The organism is Asaia bogorensis NBRC 16594 (assembly GCF_001547995.1).
GTDB classification, from domain to species: domain Bacteria; phylum Pseudomonadota; class Alphaproteobacteria; order Acetobacterales; family Acetobacteraceae; genus Asaia; species Asaia bogorensis.
The window spans coordinates 140,765-159,907 of sequence record NZ_AP014690.1; the positions used below are offsets into that span (position 1 = coordinate 140,765).

Below are 19,143 nucleotides of genomic sequence, written 5' to 3' on the forward strand. Positions count from 1 at the left end.
AGGGACCCGGGCCGACAGGTATTGAAGGTCGAGGGTGATGCTCTGTCGCGGTTTCCAGCAATAAGGTCATCAAATGCAGTTAATAGGTAGAATAGATCTGCGCGACAATTAACGATTTATCGTTAATTGCCTGTTGTGAATATAGAAATAATTCGTATCGTTTTAATTACTTATATTCGTTGCGTATTTAAATATTGTTTGTTAATCGCCAAGCGAAGTTTGCCGTTTTGATATGGTGGACGAACCCTTCCAAATCCCGTGTCTTGCCAAGCGCTGGTTGCCGGATCGGAGGTTCGCTTCTCTATTGATCGAGCAAAGGCAATGATAAAATAAAGAAGCAAGCAATGGCCACCTCGTCTATCTTATCCGGTCAGGTCGTATCCAATATTCTTGTCGCTGCAGGTGATAGCGTTCTCGTCAACAAGGGCGGCGTTGTCATCGGTGCAACAGTGCAGGCGACAGCCACACTTTCTGCCGCAACCGGCGCTGTCCTGAGCGGCGCCTTCGTCAACAGCGGCACAATGACCGGCGGCACCTTGGTTGGCCCCGGAACGCAAGAAATAGTCGCAGTTGGGGCAACCGCAGTAAACCAGACCATCGGCCAGGGTGCGACAATAAGCTGCAATGGACATGTGACGAATGTCCAGATCAGCGGTGGCACACTCGCCATGACCTCGACGGGTCCCTACGACAATTACAGCTTTGCAGCGAATGCCGGTGGGACACTGACCATCAGCTCGGGCAATCTCAACGGCTCGAAAGCAGGCCTTGAGCTGACGTCCGGTCGCACGATCAATATCACAGGCGGCGGGCTTTATCTGTCGGGCTCGGTCGGCACCGGGGGAACGCTTAATCTGGGTGGTTACGGCGCTGTTGGCCTCACGGTCGATGGGGGCACTGTCAACTGGACAGCCGATGCCAGCACGGACTCGATGCCAACGTTCACCTCGAATGGTGGTGTTGTAAACGTCTATCAGGGTGCGAACATCATCCAGTCGTTCAGTGGCACCGTCAATCCCTATGGCACGGTCAATGTCCAGAGCGGCGTCAGCGTCATGTTGGTGTCGGTCGGGGCGAACGCAAATCTTCGTTTGTTGCCGGGTTCAACGCTGAAGGCGTCGGTCACGGTCCTGTCCGGGGGTACCGTGACACTGGACAGCGGTGTCGTTGGTGATCGCCGCTTCATTGATACGTCCGCAGGCAATGCCAGTCCTGTCCTGAATGGCCTACCCATGCCGGATGTCGTGATCCAGGGCTGGACTTACGGAAATACGGTTACACTCAAAGGCGTGCCGAAATCGAGTGTGTTGCGCGTTGTACCCAGCACAAACGGTGTGGATATCGTCACGACCACAGGCACCTATACGCTGAATATCTACATGGCCAACTCTCTTGGCTACGCCCTTGTGGATGATGGCGCTGGCAATCTTGTCTACACGACCTGCTTCGCGAGAGGCACGTTGATCCGCACCCCGGAAGGTGAGATTGCGGTCGAGGCGCTCGAAATAGGCCAGCTCGTCAGTACCCCCAAGGGTTCAATGCCAGTTCGCTGGCTGGGGCAAAACAGCCTCAACGTGCTCGATCAGCCCTCACCGGAGCAGGAGTGGTTGGTACGCATCTGTGCCGGCGCCTTGGGCGACGGTATTCCCAAGCGCGATCTTCTGGTGACTCAGGAACATTGCCTGGTCTTCGAAGGCAAGATGGTTCCGGCGCGTATGCTGGTTAATGGTGTGTCGGTGCTCCTTGATCGCACGATCGAGGTTTATGATTACTACCATGTTGGACTGGACAGCCATGAGCCCGTGTGGGCCGAGGGTGCGCTGACCGAAAGTTATCTCGACACCGGCAATCGTGCCCAGTTCGCGCAGCAGCATGGAACGGCCGATGGATCGGCCGTGATTGATGTCACTCCCGCCCTGGCCATCGATACCTCACGCGCATTCGTTGAACCGATCCATGCGGCCATCGCGCAGCGTGCCGGCGCCACACCCAGGCATGTGGAAACAACTGACGACCCGGCGCTGCATCTTGTTTCGGAACATGGTGCGGTGATCTATCCGAGCGGCATACGCAACAGCATGTACATGTTTCTCATCCCCGGTAATGTCCAGCGTCTGAGGCTTGCTTCACGTGCTGCGCGGCCATGTGACGTTGTGGGCCCGTTCATTGATGACCGCCGGGAGCTTGGCGTGCTGGTTCACCGCATCACGCTTTGGGAAGAGATGATGGACAGGGAAATCGAGGCCCCGTTCGAACAGGCTCGTCTGGCCGGATGGCACGGTCTCGAGCAGGGGCATCATCGCTGGACGAATGGTTCGGCTTTCATCGAGCTTGAGCCATCGGCTCTGCCACGCACGCTGCATGTATCGATTCTGGCTGGCGGCCCCTATGCGATTGCACAGGACGGTCCGCTGCCGGGGTTTGATCTGGACACGGCCAACGATAATCTGACGCTTGTCTATTCGGAGCAGATGCAACACTGATCCGCTGATATCCTGTGGATATCGAGTCTTGAAGGGGCGCCGGGGGGCGCCCTTTCGATTCTCCAGCAGGCATGCTTGGACGCAAGGGCGCTCAGACAGTTTCCTGGCTGGTCGGGTGTGTCAGGCCAGACCAAGCAGATGCTCGGTATCCGGATCGACCGGGATGCCCTGTTCCGCGCGTTTTCTGGCCTCTTCCCATTCCTTGTCGCCCGGAGCGCAAACAGGCAGATCGGGCTCCGCCGGGGGAGAGTTGCGCAGCAGGTCGAGATAGCGTGCCATCTCTGCCTCGAACGCATCCTGTCCGATGAAACGGGCGGGATCGAACGCAACCATGATATGGCCGACATTCTGCGGTTTGTGGCCCTCTTGCGCCTGGGCCGTTGAAGTCATGATGGGATCCGGGTCCGCCCCCGAGAGCACAGCCGAGAGAATTGTGACAAGCCCGGCCAGCGCGGCCCCCTTGTGGCCATAGGCCATTCCCCCCAACGGTTGCAGAAAACGGGCCTGCTCGGCATCGAGCGTCGGATGACCCTGCTCATTAAGCGCGACTTCGGGTGGCAGCGGGAGGCCAAGACTGCGATAGAGCTTGACCCGGTTGAACGGGATGGAAGATGTCGCCATGTCGAGCAACCAGGGTTCCCGGTCACGGACAGGGGCCGCCATGGCGATGGGGTTGGTGCCATGAAAAGGGGTACGACCTCCTGCCAGCGCGACAGCGGGATCGGAGTTGCTCAGGACCAGCGATACAAAACCCTGTTCGGCTGCCGCCAGAGCATAAGCCCCGCCTGCGCCATAATGGGTGGAGTGATGTACGGTGACGGCCCCGATGCCTGCATGGCGTGCCAGCGCGATCGCCTCATCCATGGCTTCATAGGATGCGGCATGGGCGAGGCCGAAATCGGCGTCCAGACGCCCGGTTGCCGGGGCTGTCTGGGTAAAGACGCGTTGTGGCTCCCTGTTCACGCCCCCTTTTTCCAGCATGTCGACATAATAGCCGATCAGTCTCACGCCATGACTGTCTGTCCCAAGGCGTGAGGCATGCATCATGGCACGTACGGTCTGGGCAGCATCGTCTGGCCGTGCACCGGCAGCGACGAGTTTTGCCTGGCAGGCTTCGGCCAGACGAAGGGCCGGATAACGATTGGCAGTGTCCATGAGATCCCGTTTCAGCGGTTATGTGTGCCGAGCATCTTGTGTGCCCGTTCGCGGTCCAGCGCGCCCTGCCATGCTGCAAGAACAACCGGCGCAACGCAATTGCCTGCAAGGTTGCCTACCGCACGGGCGATACCACTGAACCAGTCGACGGCAATCAGCAGGACAAGACTCGAAAGCGGGATGGATGGTGCGGCGGCAAGGGTTGCTGCCAGCACGACGATGGCAATTCCCGGTACGCCATGTGCACCCTTCGACGTAATGAGGGCCGTCGCCAGCATGGAGAGAATCTGTGTGAGCGTGAGAGGCGTGTGGGTGACTTCGGCCAGAAAGACCACCGCAAAACCGAGATAGATCGACAGGGCATCGAGGTTGAGCGAATAGCCTGCCGGAACGACAAGCCCCACCACCTGCCGGGAAATGCCCATCGCCTCAAGCTTGGTCATGATGCTGGGCAGTACGGAATCGGAACTGGTTGTGGCGGTGACGATCAGGATTTCCTCACGGAAATAACGCGCAAAATGCAGAGGGTTGATTTTGCATAAGGCCAGCAGCCCACCCAGGATGAAGACGATGAAGAAAGCGATGGCGGTGAAATAGAGGATGACGAACACCGCCAGATGATTGATGGCATCCAGCCCGTACTCCGCCACCGTCATCGCGACAGCGCCAAACACCCCGAGCGGCGCTGTCGCGATGATCACACGCATCATGCGCGAAAAAAGTGAAGAGAAACTCTCGATCAGGCGCGTCACCGGAGCCCCTGCTTCGCCAAGACGCGACAGGCAGCAGCCAAGCAGTACGGCGAAAAACAGGATCTGAAGAATATTGCCTTCAGCAAAGGCGGCCACAGGGGAGCGGGGAATAAGGTTGAGAATGAACCCCGTTATGCCCTGACCGTGCAACGCATGGGCATTGGCGGCATAGCTGGCAACGGCATGCGCATCTTCGGGGCTGGGCGTGTAGCTCATGCCGCGCCCCGGATGGAGCAGGAGTGCCGCCCCGACCGAAAGCAGCAGAACCAGTGTGGTCATGGCCTCGAAATAGAAGAGCGCCCGGCTGCCGAGTTTCCCCACGGCACCCAGAGATCCTGCGCCGGTGATACCGCTCACGACAATGCAGAACAGAAGCGGCCCGACAATCATCAGGATCAGACGCAGGAAGAGATCGGTCAGCCACCGGCATTGGTGGGCGAGCTGGGGCGCAAACAGACCGAGCGCTATGCCGGCCAGCGTGGCGATAATGACCTGAACGAAAATACCGGGGCGATAACGGGCGGATCGTTTCAGGTCATGGGTGCTCAAATCGGCTCTCCAGTCAGGTGGGGTGGGGCAAAGCGCCCCACCTCAATGGTGGTCGTATCGTGCGATCAATAGGTTACGTTGATCTTCGCACCGACGAAACGGGGCAGGCCAGGGATGACGCCATAGAAGGTCGCCTGTGTACCGCCTGACAGCCAGTAGCGCCGGTCGGCCAGATTCTGCCCATAAACAGTGAGCGACCAGTGTTGCTTGGGCGCCGCAAAGGTCAGGAAGGAGTTGAGCAGGAAATAGGCCGGTGCACGATAGATGCCGCTATCACCGATATGCTGCGGCTGTGTCTGCGCGCCACGATAGTTGTAGTCGACGTCGAAGCTCATGCGATAATCGGCGAATACGTTCCAGCTATACACGGCAGCGCCAGACAGGGTGAGGTTGGCGAGCCCCATATTGTAGCCATTGTAGTTGGTATAGACAGGTGACCAGACACCGGTAGAAGCAAATTGTGCCGTGGTTGCGCTGCGATTCAGGCTCTGGAACTGGGTGTACACACCATTCTGGTACCCAAAATTCTGGGTGAGCACGAGCCCGTGAAAGGGATGCGCCTCCATGTCGAATTCGGCACCGTAGATGTAGGAACGTGGGGCGTTTACATAGCCGCCCAGCACGCCGTAGGGGGGCACCAGGATACTGCCAAGGATCTGCTGGTCGCGGTAATCATAATAGAACCCGGCCGCATTGAAGCGCAGGCGGCGGTTGAACAGCATGGACTTGAAGCCGCCCTCATAGGTGAGCACGGATTCAGGCTTGAAGGGGCGAAGCTGGTTGGCGTTCTGGGTGATATTGGCCGAGAAGCCGCCGGGCTTGAACCCTTTGGAGAAGATGGCATAGCCCATGATATTGGGCGTAACCTGATACTGCGCTCCGACACGGCCGCCGAACTGGTTGGTGAGCGCGCCCGAATTACCGAAATTGGTTTGCGAGGTGGCGAGTCCGGTATTCAGATTGACGTTGGTGCTCGTCAGATTGAGCATCTGGCGGTCGTCGGAATCGTGGTTGATCGCGCCGATCAGCGTGAGCTTGGGCAGGATGCGGTAGCTGAGCTGCACATACTGGTTGAAGTTCTGTTGGTTCTGACGATAGGACGTCTCGTTCAGCGGCGTGGTGCCGGGACGATCGGAGCTGTCATACCAGAAGCTCTGTGCCATGCGCGAGCGGCTGTAATACAGGCCGGTTTCCCAGTGGAAGCGTGCTTTCGGGTCACGCGATTCCAGCTTTACTTCCTGAGAAAACACATTGGTCTGGTTGTTGCGGAACATGTTGCCGTAGGATTTGACCGAGTTGGTCTGGTTCGTCAGCTCATGCTCGTCAACCATCTCATAGGCGCTTTGTGACCACAGACGTGCCCAGTTGAATTCCTTGGTGTAGCGTACATTCGCGCCCCAGAAGAGATTATCCTCACGCGGCTTTGTGTTGTTGGGGTTGATGCCAATGATCTTGGCAAAACGCGGATCGAGACCCCATGCCGTCTGGTAGATATCCCCCGTGATGGGCACACCATAGGAATTATAGAGATTGTGACCCGAGGAGGATTCTGACTGGTCGGTTGTCCAGTGGCCCCCGATATCAAGGCGCGAGGTCTCATCAATCTTCCAGCGCAGCTTGCCGCGCAGCGCGCCGATATTGCTGTTGCCGTACCCTGTGCCCTGCGCATTGTGCTGAAAGCCGCCACCCGTGAGGGACTGCCCGGCAATGCGATAGGACACGCTTTTTGACAGTGGCCCCGAAACGAAGCCCTCGACGCGATTGCGCCCGTAGCTGGCGATATCCTCCGTCAGGCCGGCATGAAATTGCTGCGTCGGATCGCCCGTGTGGAAGTTGATCTCGCCGCCGGTGGTGGGCTGACCATGGGTGAAGCCCGAGGCACCAGGGGCGACGGACACGTCATCCATATCGAACAGGATACCGGTGGTCATGATGCTGACCGGACAGGCGATGCCATCGACATAGGGCATGACCGAAGGGGTATTGTTCTGGGTAAAATCCATCAGCCCCACGCCACGCAGGGCGAAATTGAGGGCGGCGCTGCCAAAGCTCGGCTGGATGGTCAGGTTGGGTGCCACGCGCACGATATCTGTCAGCTGCCGAACGTTCCGGTTCTGCAATTCCTGACGGGACAGAACGGTTTCGGAATGAGCATCATGCTGGCCTGCACTGGTTACGCCGCGCCGCGCCGAGACATGTACGGTTTCGCTGCTACCCGCGAGGGATGACGGGCGACGGCTACCTGCCTGACGATGCACATTTGCCTTGCCGGACTTGCTGTGCAGCGCCGGTTTTGCGCTCTGGCCGGCGGCGTTGGCCGGGCTGATCCAGGCTGTCGCGCCCATCAAGAGGGGACATGCTGCAAACGTCGTGACGAGAAGCGCGGCACGACACGAGAAGGGACGGGCAGGGCGTGATGTCGCAAGGGAAGGCATCTGTGACTCCGGGCATCAGGATGGCAGGCATCGGCTCGATGGGGAACTTGTTGTATACCAATTAGAATACAATTCCGTTCAGTTCAACTTCGGAATGAAAGAAAGAGCGGGAACCGTTTCATTCCGCATTATCATCGAGTGGGTGGTGGTGCCCTGCGTGCCAATGCTTGCCCAAGTCCGGGGAGATGGGCATAAAACGGGGATGCTCTACGAAAACAGGCTTCCTGAAGACAGGTCCTATGAGAAAAGCGAACCGGAACGTGCCAGCGGGCTCGTGATCGAGGAAAAGATCATTCGCGCCGTTCTCTCGGGGCGGATCGCGCCTGGCGAACGTTTCGGTGAGAAAGAGGTCGGAGAGATCTTCGGCGTCTCGCGCACGATGGTGCGTGAGGCCATGATCAGGCTTAGCTCACGCGGTCTGGTGGATGTCACGCCGCGCCGCGGCTGGTTTGTGATCGAGCCCAGCGTGGCGGAAGCCCGGGAGGTGATCGAGGCGCGCCGTGCTGTCGAATCGGGGCTGATTCTGGATCACGGTCTCGTAGGGCCGGAGGCGATTGCCCGGCTTCGCAGCCATCTCGTTGCGCAGCAGAGTGCGATTGAAGGGCAGGATCTGGCGCGACGCTCTTATCTGCTCGGGCATTTTCACGTTCATATTGCCGATGTGCTGGGCAATTCGGTCATTGCCAATATTCTTGAGAACCTCACAGCACGCACGGTGCTGATCGCCGCGCTCTATCAGTCGGATGAAGATGCCCAGCATTCCTGCCACGATCATGAAGCGCTGATTGTTGCGATGGAGCGTGGTGATCGTGATGAGGCGCTGCGTATCACGCGTGATCATCTGATCCACCTGGAAAAGGCGCTGCGTAATCGCGCTCGCAGCAACCGTCATGATCGCCTGCACGAGGCGCTGGCAGAGCCGTAACACTGATGGCGTCGGGCTTGTCGGGCCTGACGCGCGTGCAGGCGCGTCTCAACAAGGCAGCCCCGCAGAGGCACAGATAGGTCAGACCTTTTACTGAGCACGATACAAACAATTACCTCTGTCAGGATTGCAGGGCTAAGCCCTTGCTCATGACGATCTCGCCAGCGCCTTTCCCGATCCTTGAGCCCAGTCAGGCTGCGACCCTTCCATCCGAGGTGCTCCGCCACCCGGTTTTCGGCAAGGATCTGCGCGTCGGCACACGTGCATCGCCTCTGGCGCTGGTACAGACGCGCAGCTTCATGGCGCAACTGGGCGAGGCCTTTCCCTTTCTGGAAATCTTCGGCTCGGTGAAAGAGCATCCGATCTCGACCCGTGGTGACCGTGATCAGGCACGGCGTCTGGCAGAGATCGGTGGCAAGGGGCTGTTTTCCCGTGAAATTCATGAAGCGCTCAGGGCGGGCGACATCGATTTTGCCGTGCATAGCCTCAAGGATCTGGAAACCTTTCTGCCGGACGATCTGATGCTGGGTTGCGTCCTGCGTCGTGAAGACCCCCGTGACGGGCTGGTTCTGCGTCATCGCGATGCTGTCCGCCCCGAGGGTGATCCACTGGACTGCCTGCCAAAAGGCGCCCTGATCGGCTGCGCTTCGGTAAGGCGTCAGGCACAGCTTCTCGCGCGTCGTCCCGATCTGCGTTTCTGCCTCATACGCGGCAACGTCCAGACGCGTCTGGCCAAGCTGGAGGCCGGGGCGTGCGACGCCACATTCCTGGCGCTCGCCGGGATGAAACGTCTGGGAATGGGGGCACGGGTCGATGTGATTTTCGAACCCGACGACATGCTCCCGGCTTGTGGTCAGGGGATTATCGGCATCACCTTGCGCCGCCGTGATGCGGGTGCCCGCGCGCTCATGCCTGCTCTGGAGGACCGCACGGCGCGTTATGCCGCAACGGCAGAGCGTGCATTGCTGGCCGGTCTGGACGGATCATGCCGGACGCCTGTGGGTGGTTATGCCACCATCGCCGGGCAGGTTCTGACCCTGCATGGGCTTGTGGCGTCTGAGGATGGCAGTTTCATGCTGCGTCGTTCCCTAAAAGGCCGCGTGGATGAGGCGGCCTTTCTGGGAACCGAACTGGCCGGCATCCTGCGTCGTGATACACCGGCCCGGATATTCGATGCGTTGATCGGCCAACCCGGCTGGTAACACCTCTCCAAACTTTTCTGATCTCTGATCACGGTGTGTCCTGTCTGGTGAGGCAGGGCATTTTTCGTCGTGCGCAGACACGGTGGAAAAATCTCCTCGTCATGATGAACACAGAATCGGGGTTTTTCCTGTCAGAGATATAAAGACAAACGGTTGGATCAATAAGAATGAAGTCCATAGGACAGAAACAACAGTAATGACCCGGAACAGAAGCGGGTCATTCGTGATTGTTCTGGAGTCTGGAAATGAGATTGCTGAAATTCGGTATGGCGGCCTTGATCGCAACCACAACCCTGACCGCCATGCCTCACGCAGCGCGGGCGGATGGGATCGAGAACCCGAATGAATTCTACTGGCCGACACGTCTGAACCTGTCGCCTTTGCGTGTGCATGACAGCGAGTCAAACCCCTATGGGCCGGATTTCGTCTATACGCGTGATTTCAGCAAGCTCGATCTGGCAGCCGTCAAGGCGGATATCCGCAAGACCCTGACCCAGTCTCAGCCCTGGTGGCCTGCCGATTACGGTACCTATGCCCCCTTCTTCGTTCGTATGGCCTGGCACGCAGCGGGCACCTATCGCGCCATGGACGGCCGAGGGGGTGAAGAGGGTGGCGAGCAGCGCTTTGAACAGCTGAATAGCTGGCCCGATAATGCGAGCCTCGACAAGGCGCGTCGGCTGCTGTGGCCAGTGAAGAAGAAATATGGCCGTGATCTCTCATGGGGCGATCTGATGGTGCTGACGGGTAATGTCGCACTCGAATCCATGGGCTTTAAAACCCTTGGTTTCGCCGGCGGCCGTGCCGATGACTGGCAGAGCGAGCTGGTCTATTGGGGCCCCGGCACACAGTTCATGAGCTCGAACGTCGATTCACAGGTCAAGAAATCCAGCGTTGAGCCTGGGGGCCACCTGCCCAAGCCTTTGGCCTCGACCACCAAGGGCCTGATCTATGTAAATCCGGAAGGCCCGAATGGTGTGCCGGACCCGGCAGCTGCGGCACAGATGATTCGTCTCGCCTTTGGGCGCATGGCGATGAATGACGAGGAAACCGTTGCCCTGATTGCAGGCGGCCATACCTTCGGCAAGGCGCATGGTGCGGCCTCGGCCACCAAATGCGTGGGCGTGGCCCCTGCCGCGGCACCTGTCGAGCAGCAGGGTCTGGGCTGGGCCAATCACTGCGTACAGGGCAAGTTGAAGGCGACCGATGCCATCACCAGCGGGCTCGAGGGCGCATGGTCGGCTGATCCGATCCATTTCACCTCGCAATATCTGGACAATCTGCTGGGTCATGAATGGGTCAAGACCAAGAGCCCGGCCGGGGCCACGCAATGGGTCCCCAAGGACGCAGAGAACATCGTTCCGGATGCGAGCGATCCCAACAAGCTGCATCCGCTCATGATGTTCACGACCGATATCGCGCTGCGTACTGATCCGTCCTATCGCGCCATCATTACGCGCTGGGCCGCTCATCCCGAGCAGTTTGCCGATGCGTTCGCCCATGCGTGGTTCAAGTTGACCCATCGCGATATGGGGCCGAAATCGCGCTATTTCGGGCCAGAAGTCCCGGCGGCCGATTTCCTGTGGCAGGACCCGCTTCCTGCGGCACAGGGCGCAATGGTCAATGCGGCGGATATTCGCGAGCTGAGGAAGGCAATCGCGGCATCCGGGCTGACGGAGCGCGAGATGATCAAGACCGCCTGGGCCTCTGCCGCATCGTTCCGTGACTCCGATCATCGCGGCGGGGCCAATGGGGCCCGTATCCGTCTGGCGCCCGAGAATGACTGGGCCGTCAATGATCCGGCAGAGCTGAAATCCGTTCTGCCGAAGCTCGAGGCGGTGCAGCAGCATTTCAATGGCGGCGCGCATCATGGGCGCAAGGTGTCTCTGGCCGATGTGATCGTGCTGGCGGGTAATGTGGGTGTCGAGCAGGCGGCGCATAAAGCCGGTGTCGCGCTGGATCTGCCTTTTGCCCCCGGCCGTGTGGATGCCGGTCCCGAGCAGACGGACAAGCAGAGCTTTGCCCTGCTGGACCTCAGCGCCGATGCCTTCCGGAACTATTATCGCGCCGAGCCGGATGAGAAATCACCCACACAGATGCTTGTCGATCGTGCCAGCAACCTCTCGCTGAGCGTGCCGGAAATGACCGTGCTTCTAGGCGGCCTGCGTGTTCTGGACATCAATACCGGCCATTCCGCGCAGGGTGTTCTGACCACGCGCCCCGGGACACTGAGCAACGACTTCTTTGTCAATCTGCTCGATATGTCCACGCGCTGGGAGAAATCGACGCAGCCGGGCGTGTATGACGGGCTGGATCGTGAGACGAACAAGCCGCGCTGGACGGCCTCTTCGGTCGATCTGATCTTTGGTGCGAATGCCGAATTGCGCGCCGTTGTCGAGGTTTATGCCTCTGACGATGCCAAGGCAAAATTCGTGAAGGATTTCGCTAGCGCCTGGACCAAGGTCATGACGCTCGATCGCTTCGACCTGCACCGTCAGTAATGTCCGCACACGGCCCCGTCTGGCATCCAGCCGGGGCCATGAGACAGGGGCCGTTCGCCGGATCCCTGCCAGATTGCCTCCTGCGCCTCTCACTTCGGGGAGACCATTCAAATGACCCGTCTTTTTTCACGCCTGATTACCCCGCCGCAGGTTCTTCAGGCCTTTTTTCCCTCGTTCTACATGGTTCTGACCGGTGCGACCCTGATCTGTGCCGCGTCGCTCAGCGTGGCTCATGCGGCGACGGTGGATGTCAGGATGCTGAGCCATGCGCCCGATGGCGGCCGTGGTTTTGATCCCGCCATCGTCCACATCCATGCGGGCGATACGGTACATTTCATCGCTGCCGACCCCGGCCATAATGTGCAGTCGATTCCCGGTATGCTGCCTGAGGGTGCGGCTCCATTCACCGGCCCCATGGGTCATGATCTGAACGTGACGTTCAGCAAGCCGGGCCTGTATGGTTATAAATGCCTGCCCCATTACTGGATGGGTATGGTGGGTATGGTCGTGGTCGACAAACCGGACAATGAAGCGGCGGCCAAGGCTGTGTCGCAGCCCGGTGCAGCGGCAATACGGTTCAGAAAGCTTTTCGACACGCTCGATCGAGGCTGACCCGATGGCGGTCAGGCAGGGTGGCAGGACGTATCATGCGTCAATGCGCGAAAGGCCACCGCACTATACCTTCGTGGCCATTCTCCTGCATTGGTGCCTCGCCCTGCTCGTGATCGGGCAGATCCTGCTTGGGTTTGCGATGGACCGTGCGGGGCTGCCTGACACAATGGCGTTTTCGGTTTTCCAGATTCATCGCGCTCTGGGTGTGGTCATTCTGCTGCTGGTCGCGCTGCGCGTGATCTGGCGCCTCGGGCACAAGCCGCCGCCCCATCCCCTCGGGACCAGCATCTGGCAGGCGCGGCTTGCCGATGCGGTGCATGGGGCGCTTTATGGTTTGCAGCTTCTTGCCCCTGTTTCGGGCTGGGCCCTGGCTTCCTGCGCTACGCTAGAATTGCCGCTTTCGATTTTCGGGTGGTTCGACTGGCCGCTCCTGCCTCTTGCTCACACGGATAGAAACGAGGCGGTTTTGCGTAACGTGCATCACGCTATCGTCTGGGGTTTTGCGGCGATGATCCTGCTGCATGGTCTGGCGGCGCTGTATCATCTGATCCGGCGCGACGGTGTGGTGCGGCGTATTCTGTGCTTCAGGTCAGATCTGTAGTCTGTTTCTACGCCAATGACGCGACAATGTTGTATTATTTATTTGTAAAATGAAATGTTGTTGTGAATTATGAAGATTGTAACGTCAGAACAATGAAATTTTTATAAACGGATATTGCTGGCGCGTCTTATTTCATATCCCGGACCATCTTCCCGCAACCCTCGGATGGTCCGATGAAAAAATCGCTTCTGTTTGCCGTATCATTGATGTGTCTCGACAGCGTCTGTGCGCAGGCTGAGCCTAAATCTGTCAAACCTTCGCCCCGCCCCGTCATGGCAGTAAAACCTGTGGTGGCAGAAAAGGAAGAACAGGTGAAAGTATCGGGACGTCATCGCGAGGGCGGGGGTGGCATGATGGTGAAGCACCTCACCCCCAGGACAATCAGCACGCTCACGGCTGATTTCATCGAAAAACAATCGCCCATGTCCACGCCAACGGGTCTGATTGCCAATCTGCCGGGGGTGGTCGGATCGAGTCAGGGGCCACTGACGGCCTCCTTCGAGTCCTTTCACATACGTGGTCTGGACCGGACGGAAATCGGGGTGACCTACGAGGGCATTCCGGCCGCCAATCCCTTTACCTACAGTGTTTATACCCCGTCGATGGTCGATACCGAAAACATGGGGTCGATTTCGGTCATGCAGGGTTCGGCAGACGTCAACGCCCCCGTCTACAACGCGGTCGGGGCGCAACTCTCGATGACATTACGCAAGCCTGCCACCCATCAGAACCTTTTCGCACAGGCATCTGGCGGGACACATAGCCTGAACAAGGAATTCGTGCGTTACGACACCGGTGAGATCGGTCATAGCGGGGTTTATGGTTTCGCCTCCGGGTCCTATTCGAGCGGCAATCTCTGGCGCGGGCCCGGATCGGTCAGCCGCTGGCATGTGGATGCCGCCCTGACCAAAAGCTGGAATACGCACAGCGATTCCGAAGCGATATTCGGCTATACCAAGTCCGATCAGACCTCGTGGCTTTATCCGACACTCGGCCAGTGGCGGACTTATGGTGTGGGGTACAATACCACGAAGGATCCGAGTTCGCCGGGCTTTTATGAAATCAACAAGCGCAATACCGGCACGGTTTTCGGCGCGCTCAAGAACCATTTCGGCTTCGATCATGGGCTGTCGCTCGATGCCACAGCCTATGGGGTCGAATTCGACGGCCCCTATTTCTGGGGCGCCAATGTGCCGGTTTCGGGGGGCTATATCGGCACACAGCGCTACGATCATCTCGATGGCTACGCGCCCTCATCGGCAACGCTCCGTACGGCTGTCCATCAGCCCTGGTTTACCTTGTCATCGGGGCTCAATCTGGTGGGAAGCTGGAAGCGCTCCTTCAATACTCTGAGCGTTTCCTACTGGTATTCCTACGCCAATGAATCCTCGAATCAGCGCTATTATCCGATCAATGCACAGGGGCAGTGGACACGCTCAACCGGCTATCTGACGGCGTTTGGCGGTATGCCGATCAACGAGGACCCCGAGAACGCCCTGCAACAGGCCAACACACTGGCGATCAATGACAAGGTGAGCCTCCTGAACGATCGTCTTGTGCTTGAGGCCGGGCTCAAGACGGCCATGTTCAACCGGCAGTACACGATGGATCTGCCCGGTGCCACGCCCTACAAATCCGTGCGCAATGCGTTCATACCGGCCCCGCAATTTCTGGCGAGCTACCGGTTCGATCAGGCCAGTCAGGTCTATATCAACGGCACGACAGGTTATCGTATGCCGAGCAGCCTGAACTCACAGGTTTCGATGTACAGCCATCTGAATGGGCAGCCCACTTCCACCCCGCTCGATCCCTATGAGCCGGAATACATGATTGGCGAGGAAATCGGTTATCGTTACAGCGGCGCGATGATGGCGAATATCGCCTATTTTCACTACAACATGACCCATCATCAGATCACGAGTGCAACCTATCAGCCTGGATCGACCAATATCGTGGCGCAGGTGATTGATGCGGGCGGGCAGGAAGCCAATGGCGTGCAGCTCGAACTTGCGACCCATCCCTGGCACCATCTCAGCGCCTATGCATCGGGTCAGTACATGATGACGCGTATCGGCAATAATATCGCCTATCAGGGGGATTATCTGCCCACCAAGGGCAAGCAGGAACCCGGCGCGCCGAAATTCCTTGCCACGATGGGACTGAGTTATGACGACGGAACCAATTTCGGGACCTTCAACCTGCGCTATTCGGACGCGCAATATGCCACGTTGATGAACGATCAGAGCATCCCGTCCTATATGACGGCCGATATCTCGCTTGGTCGCAACCTGCCGAAATTCGGGCATGTGCTGCCCAAGCTCATGCTCAATCTCATCAATATCTCCGACCAGCATTATCTGTCCGGTGTCTATGGCTACACTGCCGCTGCCACAGCCCATCGCGGCGTTTATGGGAGTGGTCTGACAGGCTCCCTGCCGACCTATGACATCGGCTCCGGTTTCGCTGCGGTGATAAGCCTGTCAGGCAATTACAATTGATCCGGGCGGGTATTTCGGGTTGCGGCGGTACGGCTGCGACCCGTTGTCTGTCATGGATGGGTTTGCGTCCTGATCCACTCGCTCACCGCTTTCAAAGCGCCCGGGTCGATGTCGTTTTCGATCAGGGCGTATTCATTCACATCCCCCGTCCCGGCTTTCTGAAGCAGGTGATTGAGACCGGGGAACTCGACGATGCGGGCGTGCGGGTTGCGTGACAGGGCTTTTTGCAAGGCGGGCCGATTGAGGTCGGGGGGAACCTGCCTGTCCTTGCTGCCCAGGGTGACCAGAACAGGACAGCTCACCTGCGACAGAGCCACGGCGGGATCGTAGCGGTCGTAAAAGCGTATGGCAGGCAGGGTGAGATCATGCAGGCTGTCCGGCAGGCCGGATTGCGTCCCGTTCAGGTGATTCCATGCGCTGTTCGCAGCTTGCTCGGCGGCGTTCTGGGATTGCTGTGGTGTCATGGCGTCGAGCACCGTTTCAAACAAAACATCGCTCTGACGGGAAACAGCGTCCGGCACATGCCGGGCCGCAGCAGCCCAGTGTCTCTGGGCGAGTATGATCTGTCGCCCCGGTACGGCCGGGGCTTCCAGCATGACGATAAAGCTGATCTGTCGATCACGGGCAGCAATCATCGCCGCGATGACGCCGCCCTCACTATGGCCCATGAGGCCGGTTCTTTGCGGATCGATATCATGGCGATGGCGCATGAAGCGAAGTGCAGCAGCGATATCCGAGGCGAAATCTTCTGTGGTGGCGGTCGTGACTGGGCCGGTCGAACCCCCTCTCTGTCGGTCATCCAGACGCAGGACAGCGATGTCCTGACGGGTGAGCGTGTCGGCCCAGAGCAGGAAGGGCTTATGCCCTGCGATCGTCTCGTCGCGGTCCTGCAACCCTGAGCCGGTAATGAGGATGACAGCCGGGAAGGGGCCCTTGCCCTGAGGCAAGGTCAGTGTGCCGGTGAGGTGGGACGGACCGGACGGATTATCGAAAGCAACATCTTCGCTGCGATAGGGGAAAGGGGGGTGCGGTGTCTGCGGTCGCGAAGGCGCCGCGCTCACGGTCGCCGCTGCCATGCCGGTCGCTCGGGTCATGCGCAGGGGAAAGGACGACGCTCCCTGTGACCATGTCCCCACAAGAATATTGTTCGGTCCGCTCAGGGTGCCAACATAGCGGGCGGAAAGTCCGGGCAGGTCCAGGGTGAGTGTCTGCCCTTCCAGCGTGGCACGTTGTACAGGCAGGCCGAAAGCAGACTGCGCGGGGCTGTCGAGTGTGGCTGACCACTCGCCTTGTGGTGCGCCAGCCCGCGGCGAGAAGTGTAGCACAAGTGGGAGGGACTGCCCCTGGGGCAGGGCAAGGGTGCCCTGCCAGTCGCCGGCAGGCGTGGGGGGCGCAGCAAGGGCTGTGCCCATGCCGCAGAGCGTCAGAAGAAGTCTTGCCAGCGCCATGACCTAATACACTCCATGCCCGAACCCGGCCGATGGCGAAGCCCGCCGTTACAGGTCACATCATGGAGCGATCATGGTCTGATGCAACGCGTTTTCCGACAGGGCGGGGGTGCGACACGGGGTTATGAATACAAAACCATCGTGACACCGGGGCAGGAATCGAGGGTAGGGGCGAAGGCGTGGAGAGCCAGCCCATAACGCCTGATATCGGACGGGCTGAGCCCTCTCCGGTCAGAGGGTCGGGACCGGAGAGGCGGAGAGGCTTCAGGCGTCGAACAGGGCCGAGATGGCGCTTTGGGCGTCTTTCTGGATCTGCTTCAGGTGATCCTCGCTCACGAAGCTCTCGGCATAGATCTTGTAGACATCTTCCGTGCCGGAGGGGCGGGCAGCAAACCAGCCATTTTCTGTCGTGACCTTGAGGCCGCCAATCGGCGCATCATTGCCGGGTGCCCGCGTCAGCTTGGCCAGAACCGCGTCACCGGCCAGATGGGTCATGGGTAGCTGTTCCGGCGTCAGCTTGGAGAGAATAGCCTTTTGCGCGGCGTTCGCTGCGGCATCGATGCGCTGATAGAAGGGAGCGCCGAGCTCCGCCGTCAGAGCCTTGTAATGCTCGGACGGGGTCTTGCCGGTAACCGCCGTGATTTCGGCGGCCAGCAGCCCGAGGATGAGTCCGTCCTTGTCGGTGGACCAGACACTGCCATCGCGACGAAGGAACGACGCACCAGCGCTTTCCTCGCCACCGAAACCGAGGGTGCCGTTATAGAGCCCGTCCACGAACCATTTGAAGCCAACCGGAACCTCGACCACCTTGCGGCCGATCTTGGTGGCCACACGGTCGATCAGGGCCGAGCTGACCAGCGTCTTGCCGATGCCGGCATCCTGGCTCCAACCGGGACGGTTGTTGAACAGATACCAGATGGCGACGGCCAGATAATGGTTCGGGTTCATCAGCCCGTCGGGACGCGAGACGATTCCATGACGATCGGCATCCGTATCGGTCGCAAAAGCCACATCGAACTGCGAGCCCATGCCGATCAGACGGGCCATGGCGTAGGGGGAGGAGCAATCCATGCGGATCTGTCCATCCCAGTCAGCCGTCATGAAACCGAAGGTCGGGTCGAGTTCGGTGCTGACAATCGTGGCCTTGAGGTCATAGCGCTTGATAATGGCCGGCCAGTAATCCAGCGCCGCCCCACCCAGCGGGTCGATGCCGATACGGATGGTGGAATTGCGGATGGCCTCCATGTCGATCACGGCACCCAGATCATCCACATAAGGCGTGATGAAATCATGGCCGCGCACACAATCGGCTTTGCGGGCCTCCTCATAGGGCAGGCGGTGCACGTCCTTGAGCCCTGCAGTCAGGAAGGCGTTCGCCTGATCTTGGATCACCTTGGTGATGTCGGTATCGGCCGGGCCACCATGAGGGGGATTGTATTTGAAGCCGCCATCGATGGGCGGATTATGCGAAGGCGTGATGACCACACCATCGGCCAGACCTTCGCTACGTCCCTTGTTGTAGGTCAGGATGGCATGAGAGACGACAGGCGTGGGGGTAAAGCGGCTGTTGCAGTCGATGCGGACTTCCACACCGTGCGCGGCAAAGACCTCGATGGCGGAGCGCTGTGCCGGGTCGGACAGGGCATGGGAGTCGATGCCGATGAAAAGCGGCCCCGTAATACCCTTGTCCTTGCGGTAGCGGCAGATGGCTTCCGCAATGGCGAGGATGTGGTTCTCGTTGAAGCTGGTATGGAGCGATGACCCACGATGACCCGACGTGCCGAAGGACACGCGCTGCGCAGCAATGGCCGGGTCAGGCTTGCGGTTGTAGTAAGCCCCGATGAGCGCCGGAATATCGGCGAGGGCGGAGGGGTCCAGCGTCTTGCCGGCGAGAGGGCTGACAGCAGTCATGGGTATCCGGGTCCTTGATCTTGCAGACGGTTTGACCTTTTCAGGTGACACCGCCCAATGGCACCGAGTCAATG

General features: G+C 59.3%; 12 protein-coding genes. 7 read left to right on the forward strand and 5 right to left on the reverse strand.

The window, feature by feature from the left end:
* Nucleotides 1-344 precede the first annotated feature (344 nt).
* The gene (locus Asbog_RS00645; RefSeq protein WP_062163722.1) at nt 345-2,483 is read left to right on the forward strand and encodes a Hint domain-containing protein; all 2,139 of its coding nucleotides are present in this window, start codon (nt 345-347) and stop codon (nt 2,481-2,483) included.
* 120 nt (nt 2,484-2,603) lie between these two features.
* Here Asbog_RS00645 and Asbog_RS00650 read toward each other — a convergent pair whose 3' ends face one another.
* The 3 genes from Asbog_RS00650 to Asbog_RS00660 form a co-directional block, all read right to left on the reverse strand.
* Nucleotides 2,604-3,638, reverse strand: a complete 1,035-nt coding sequence (locus Asbog_RS00650) for an Ldh family oxidoreductase (protein ID WP_062163723.1) — start codon at nt 3,636-3,638, stop codon at nt 2,604-2,606.
* 11 nt (nt 3,639-3,649) lie between these two features.
* On the reverse strand, nt 3,650-4,939 hold the full coding sequence (locus Asbog_RS00655) for a cation:dicarboxylate symporter family transporter (protein ID WP_171840636.1): 1,290 nt from the start codon (nt 4,937-4,939) through the stop codon (nt 3,650-3,652).
* A 65-nt stretch (nt 4,940-5,004) separates the two neighbouring features.
* On the reverse strand, nt 5,005-7,374 hold the full coding sequence (locus Asbog_RS00660; protein WP_231944606.1) for a TonB-dependent receptor: 2,370 nt from the start codon (nt 7,372-7,374) through the stop codon (nt 5,005-5,007).
* A 202-nt stretch (nt 7,375-7,576) separates the two neighbouring features.
* Between Asbog_RS00660 and Asbog_RS00665 the strand changes: the two genes are divergently transcribed.
* From Asbog_RS00665 to Asbog_RS00690, 6 genes are all read left to right on the forward strand, one after another.
* On the forward strand, nt 7,577-8,299 hold the full coding sequence (locus tag Asbog_RS00665) for a GntR family transcriptional regulator (protein ID WP_083510630.1): 723 nt from the start codon (nt 7,577-7,579) through the stop codon (nt 8,297-8,299).
* Nucleotides 8,300-8,448: 149 nt separating this feature from the next.
* Nucleotides 8,449-9,501, forward strand: coding sequence for a hydroxymethylbilane synthase (gene hemC, locus Asbog_RS00670; protein ID WP_062163724.1), 1,053 nt, complete (start codon nt 8,449-8,451; stop codon nt 9,499-9,501).
* Nucleotides 9,502-9,803: 302 nt separating this feature from the next.
* Nucleotides 9,804-11,999: a catalase/peroxidase HPI gene (gene katG, locus Asbog_RS00675; RefSeq protein WP_231944726.1), complete on the forward strand. Its 2,196-nt coding sequence runs from the start codon at nt 9,804-9,806 to the stop codon at nt 11,997-11,999.
* A 111-nt stretch (nt 12,000-12,110) separates the two neighbouring features.
* A complete protein-coding gene (locus Asbog_RS00680; RefSeq protein WP_231944607.1) occupies nt 12,111-12,611 on the forward strand; it encodes a pseudoazurin in 501 nt (166 codons plus the stop codon).
* A 43-nt stretch (nt 12,612-12,654) separates the two neighbouring features.
* Nucleotides 12,655-13,212: a cytochrome b gene (locus Asbog_RS00685; RefSeq protein ID WP_062163726.1), complete on the forward strand. Its 558-nt coding sequence runs from the start codon at nt 12,655-12,657 to the stop codon at nt 13,210-13,212.
* 173 nt (nt 13,213-13,385) lie between these two features.
* Nucleotides 13,386-15,710 (forward strand): TonB-dependent receptor, encoded by a 2,325-nt coding sequence (locus tag Asbog_RS00690; RefSeq protein WP_062163727.1) that lies wholly within the window; start codon nt 13,386-13,388, stop codon nt 15,708-15,710.
* 50 nt (nt 15,711-15,760) lie between these two features.
* On the opposite strand, the gene Asbog_RS00695 is transcribed toward Asbog_RS00690, so the two are convergent.
* Nucleotides 15,761-17,158, reverse strand: coding sequence for an alpha/beta hydrolase family protein (locus tag Asbog_RS00695; RefSeq protein ID WP_062163728.1), 1,398 nt, complete (start codon nt 17,156-17,158; stop codon nt 15,761-15,763).
* Between the two features lie 264 nt (nt 17,159-17,422).
* A complete protein-coding gene (pgm, locus tag Asbog_RS00700) occupies nt 17,423-19,069 on the reverse strand; it encodes a phosphoglucomutase (alpha-D-glucose-1,6-bisphosphate-dependent) (protein WP_062163729.1) in 1,647 nt (548 codons plus the stop codon).
* Between the last annotated feature and the right edge of the window lie 74 nt (nt 19,070-19,143).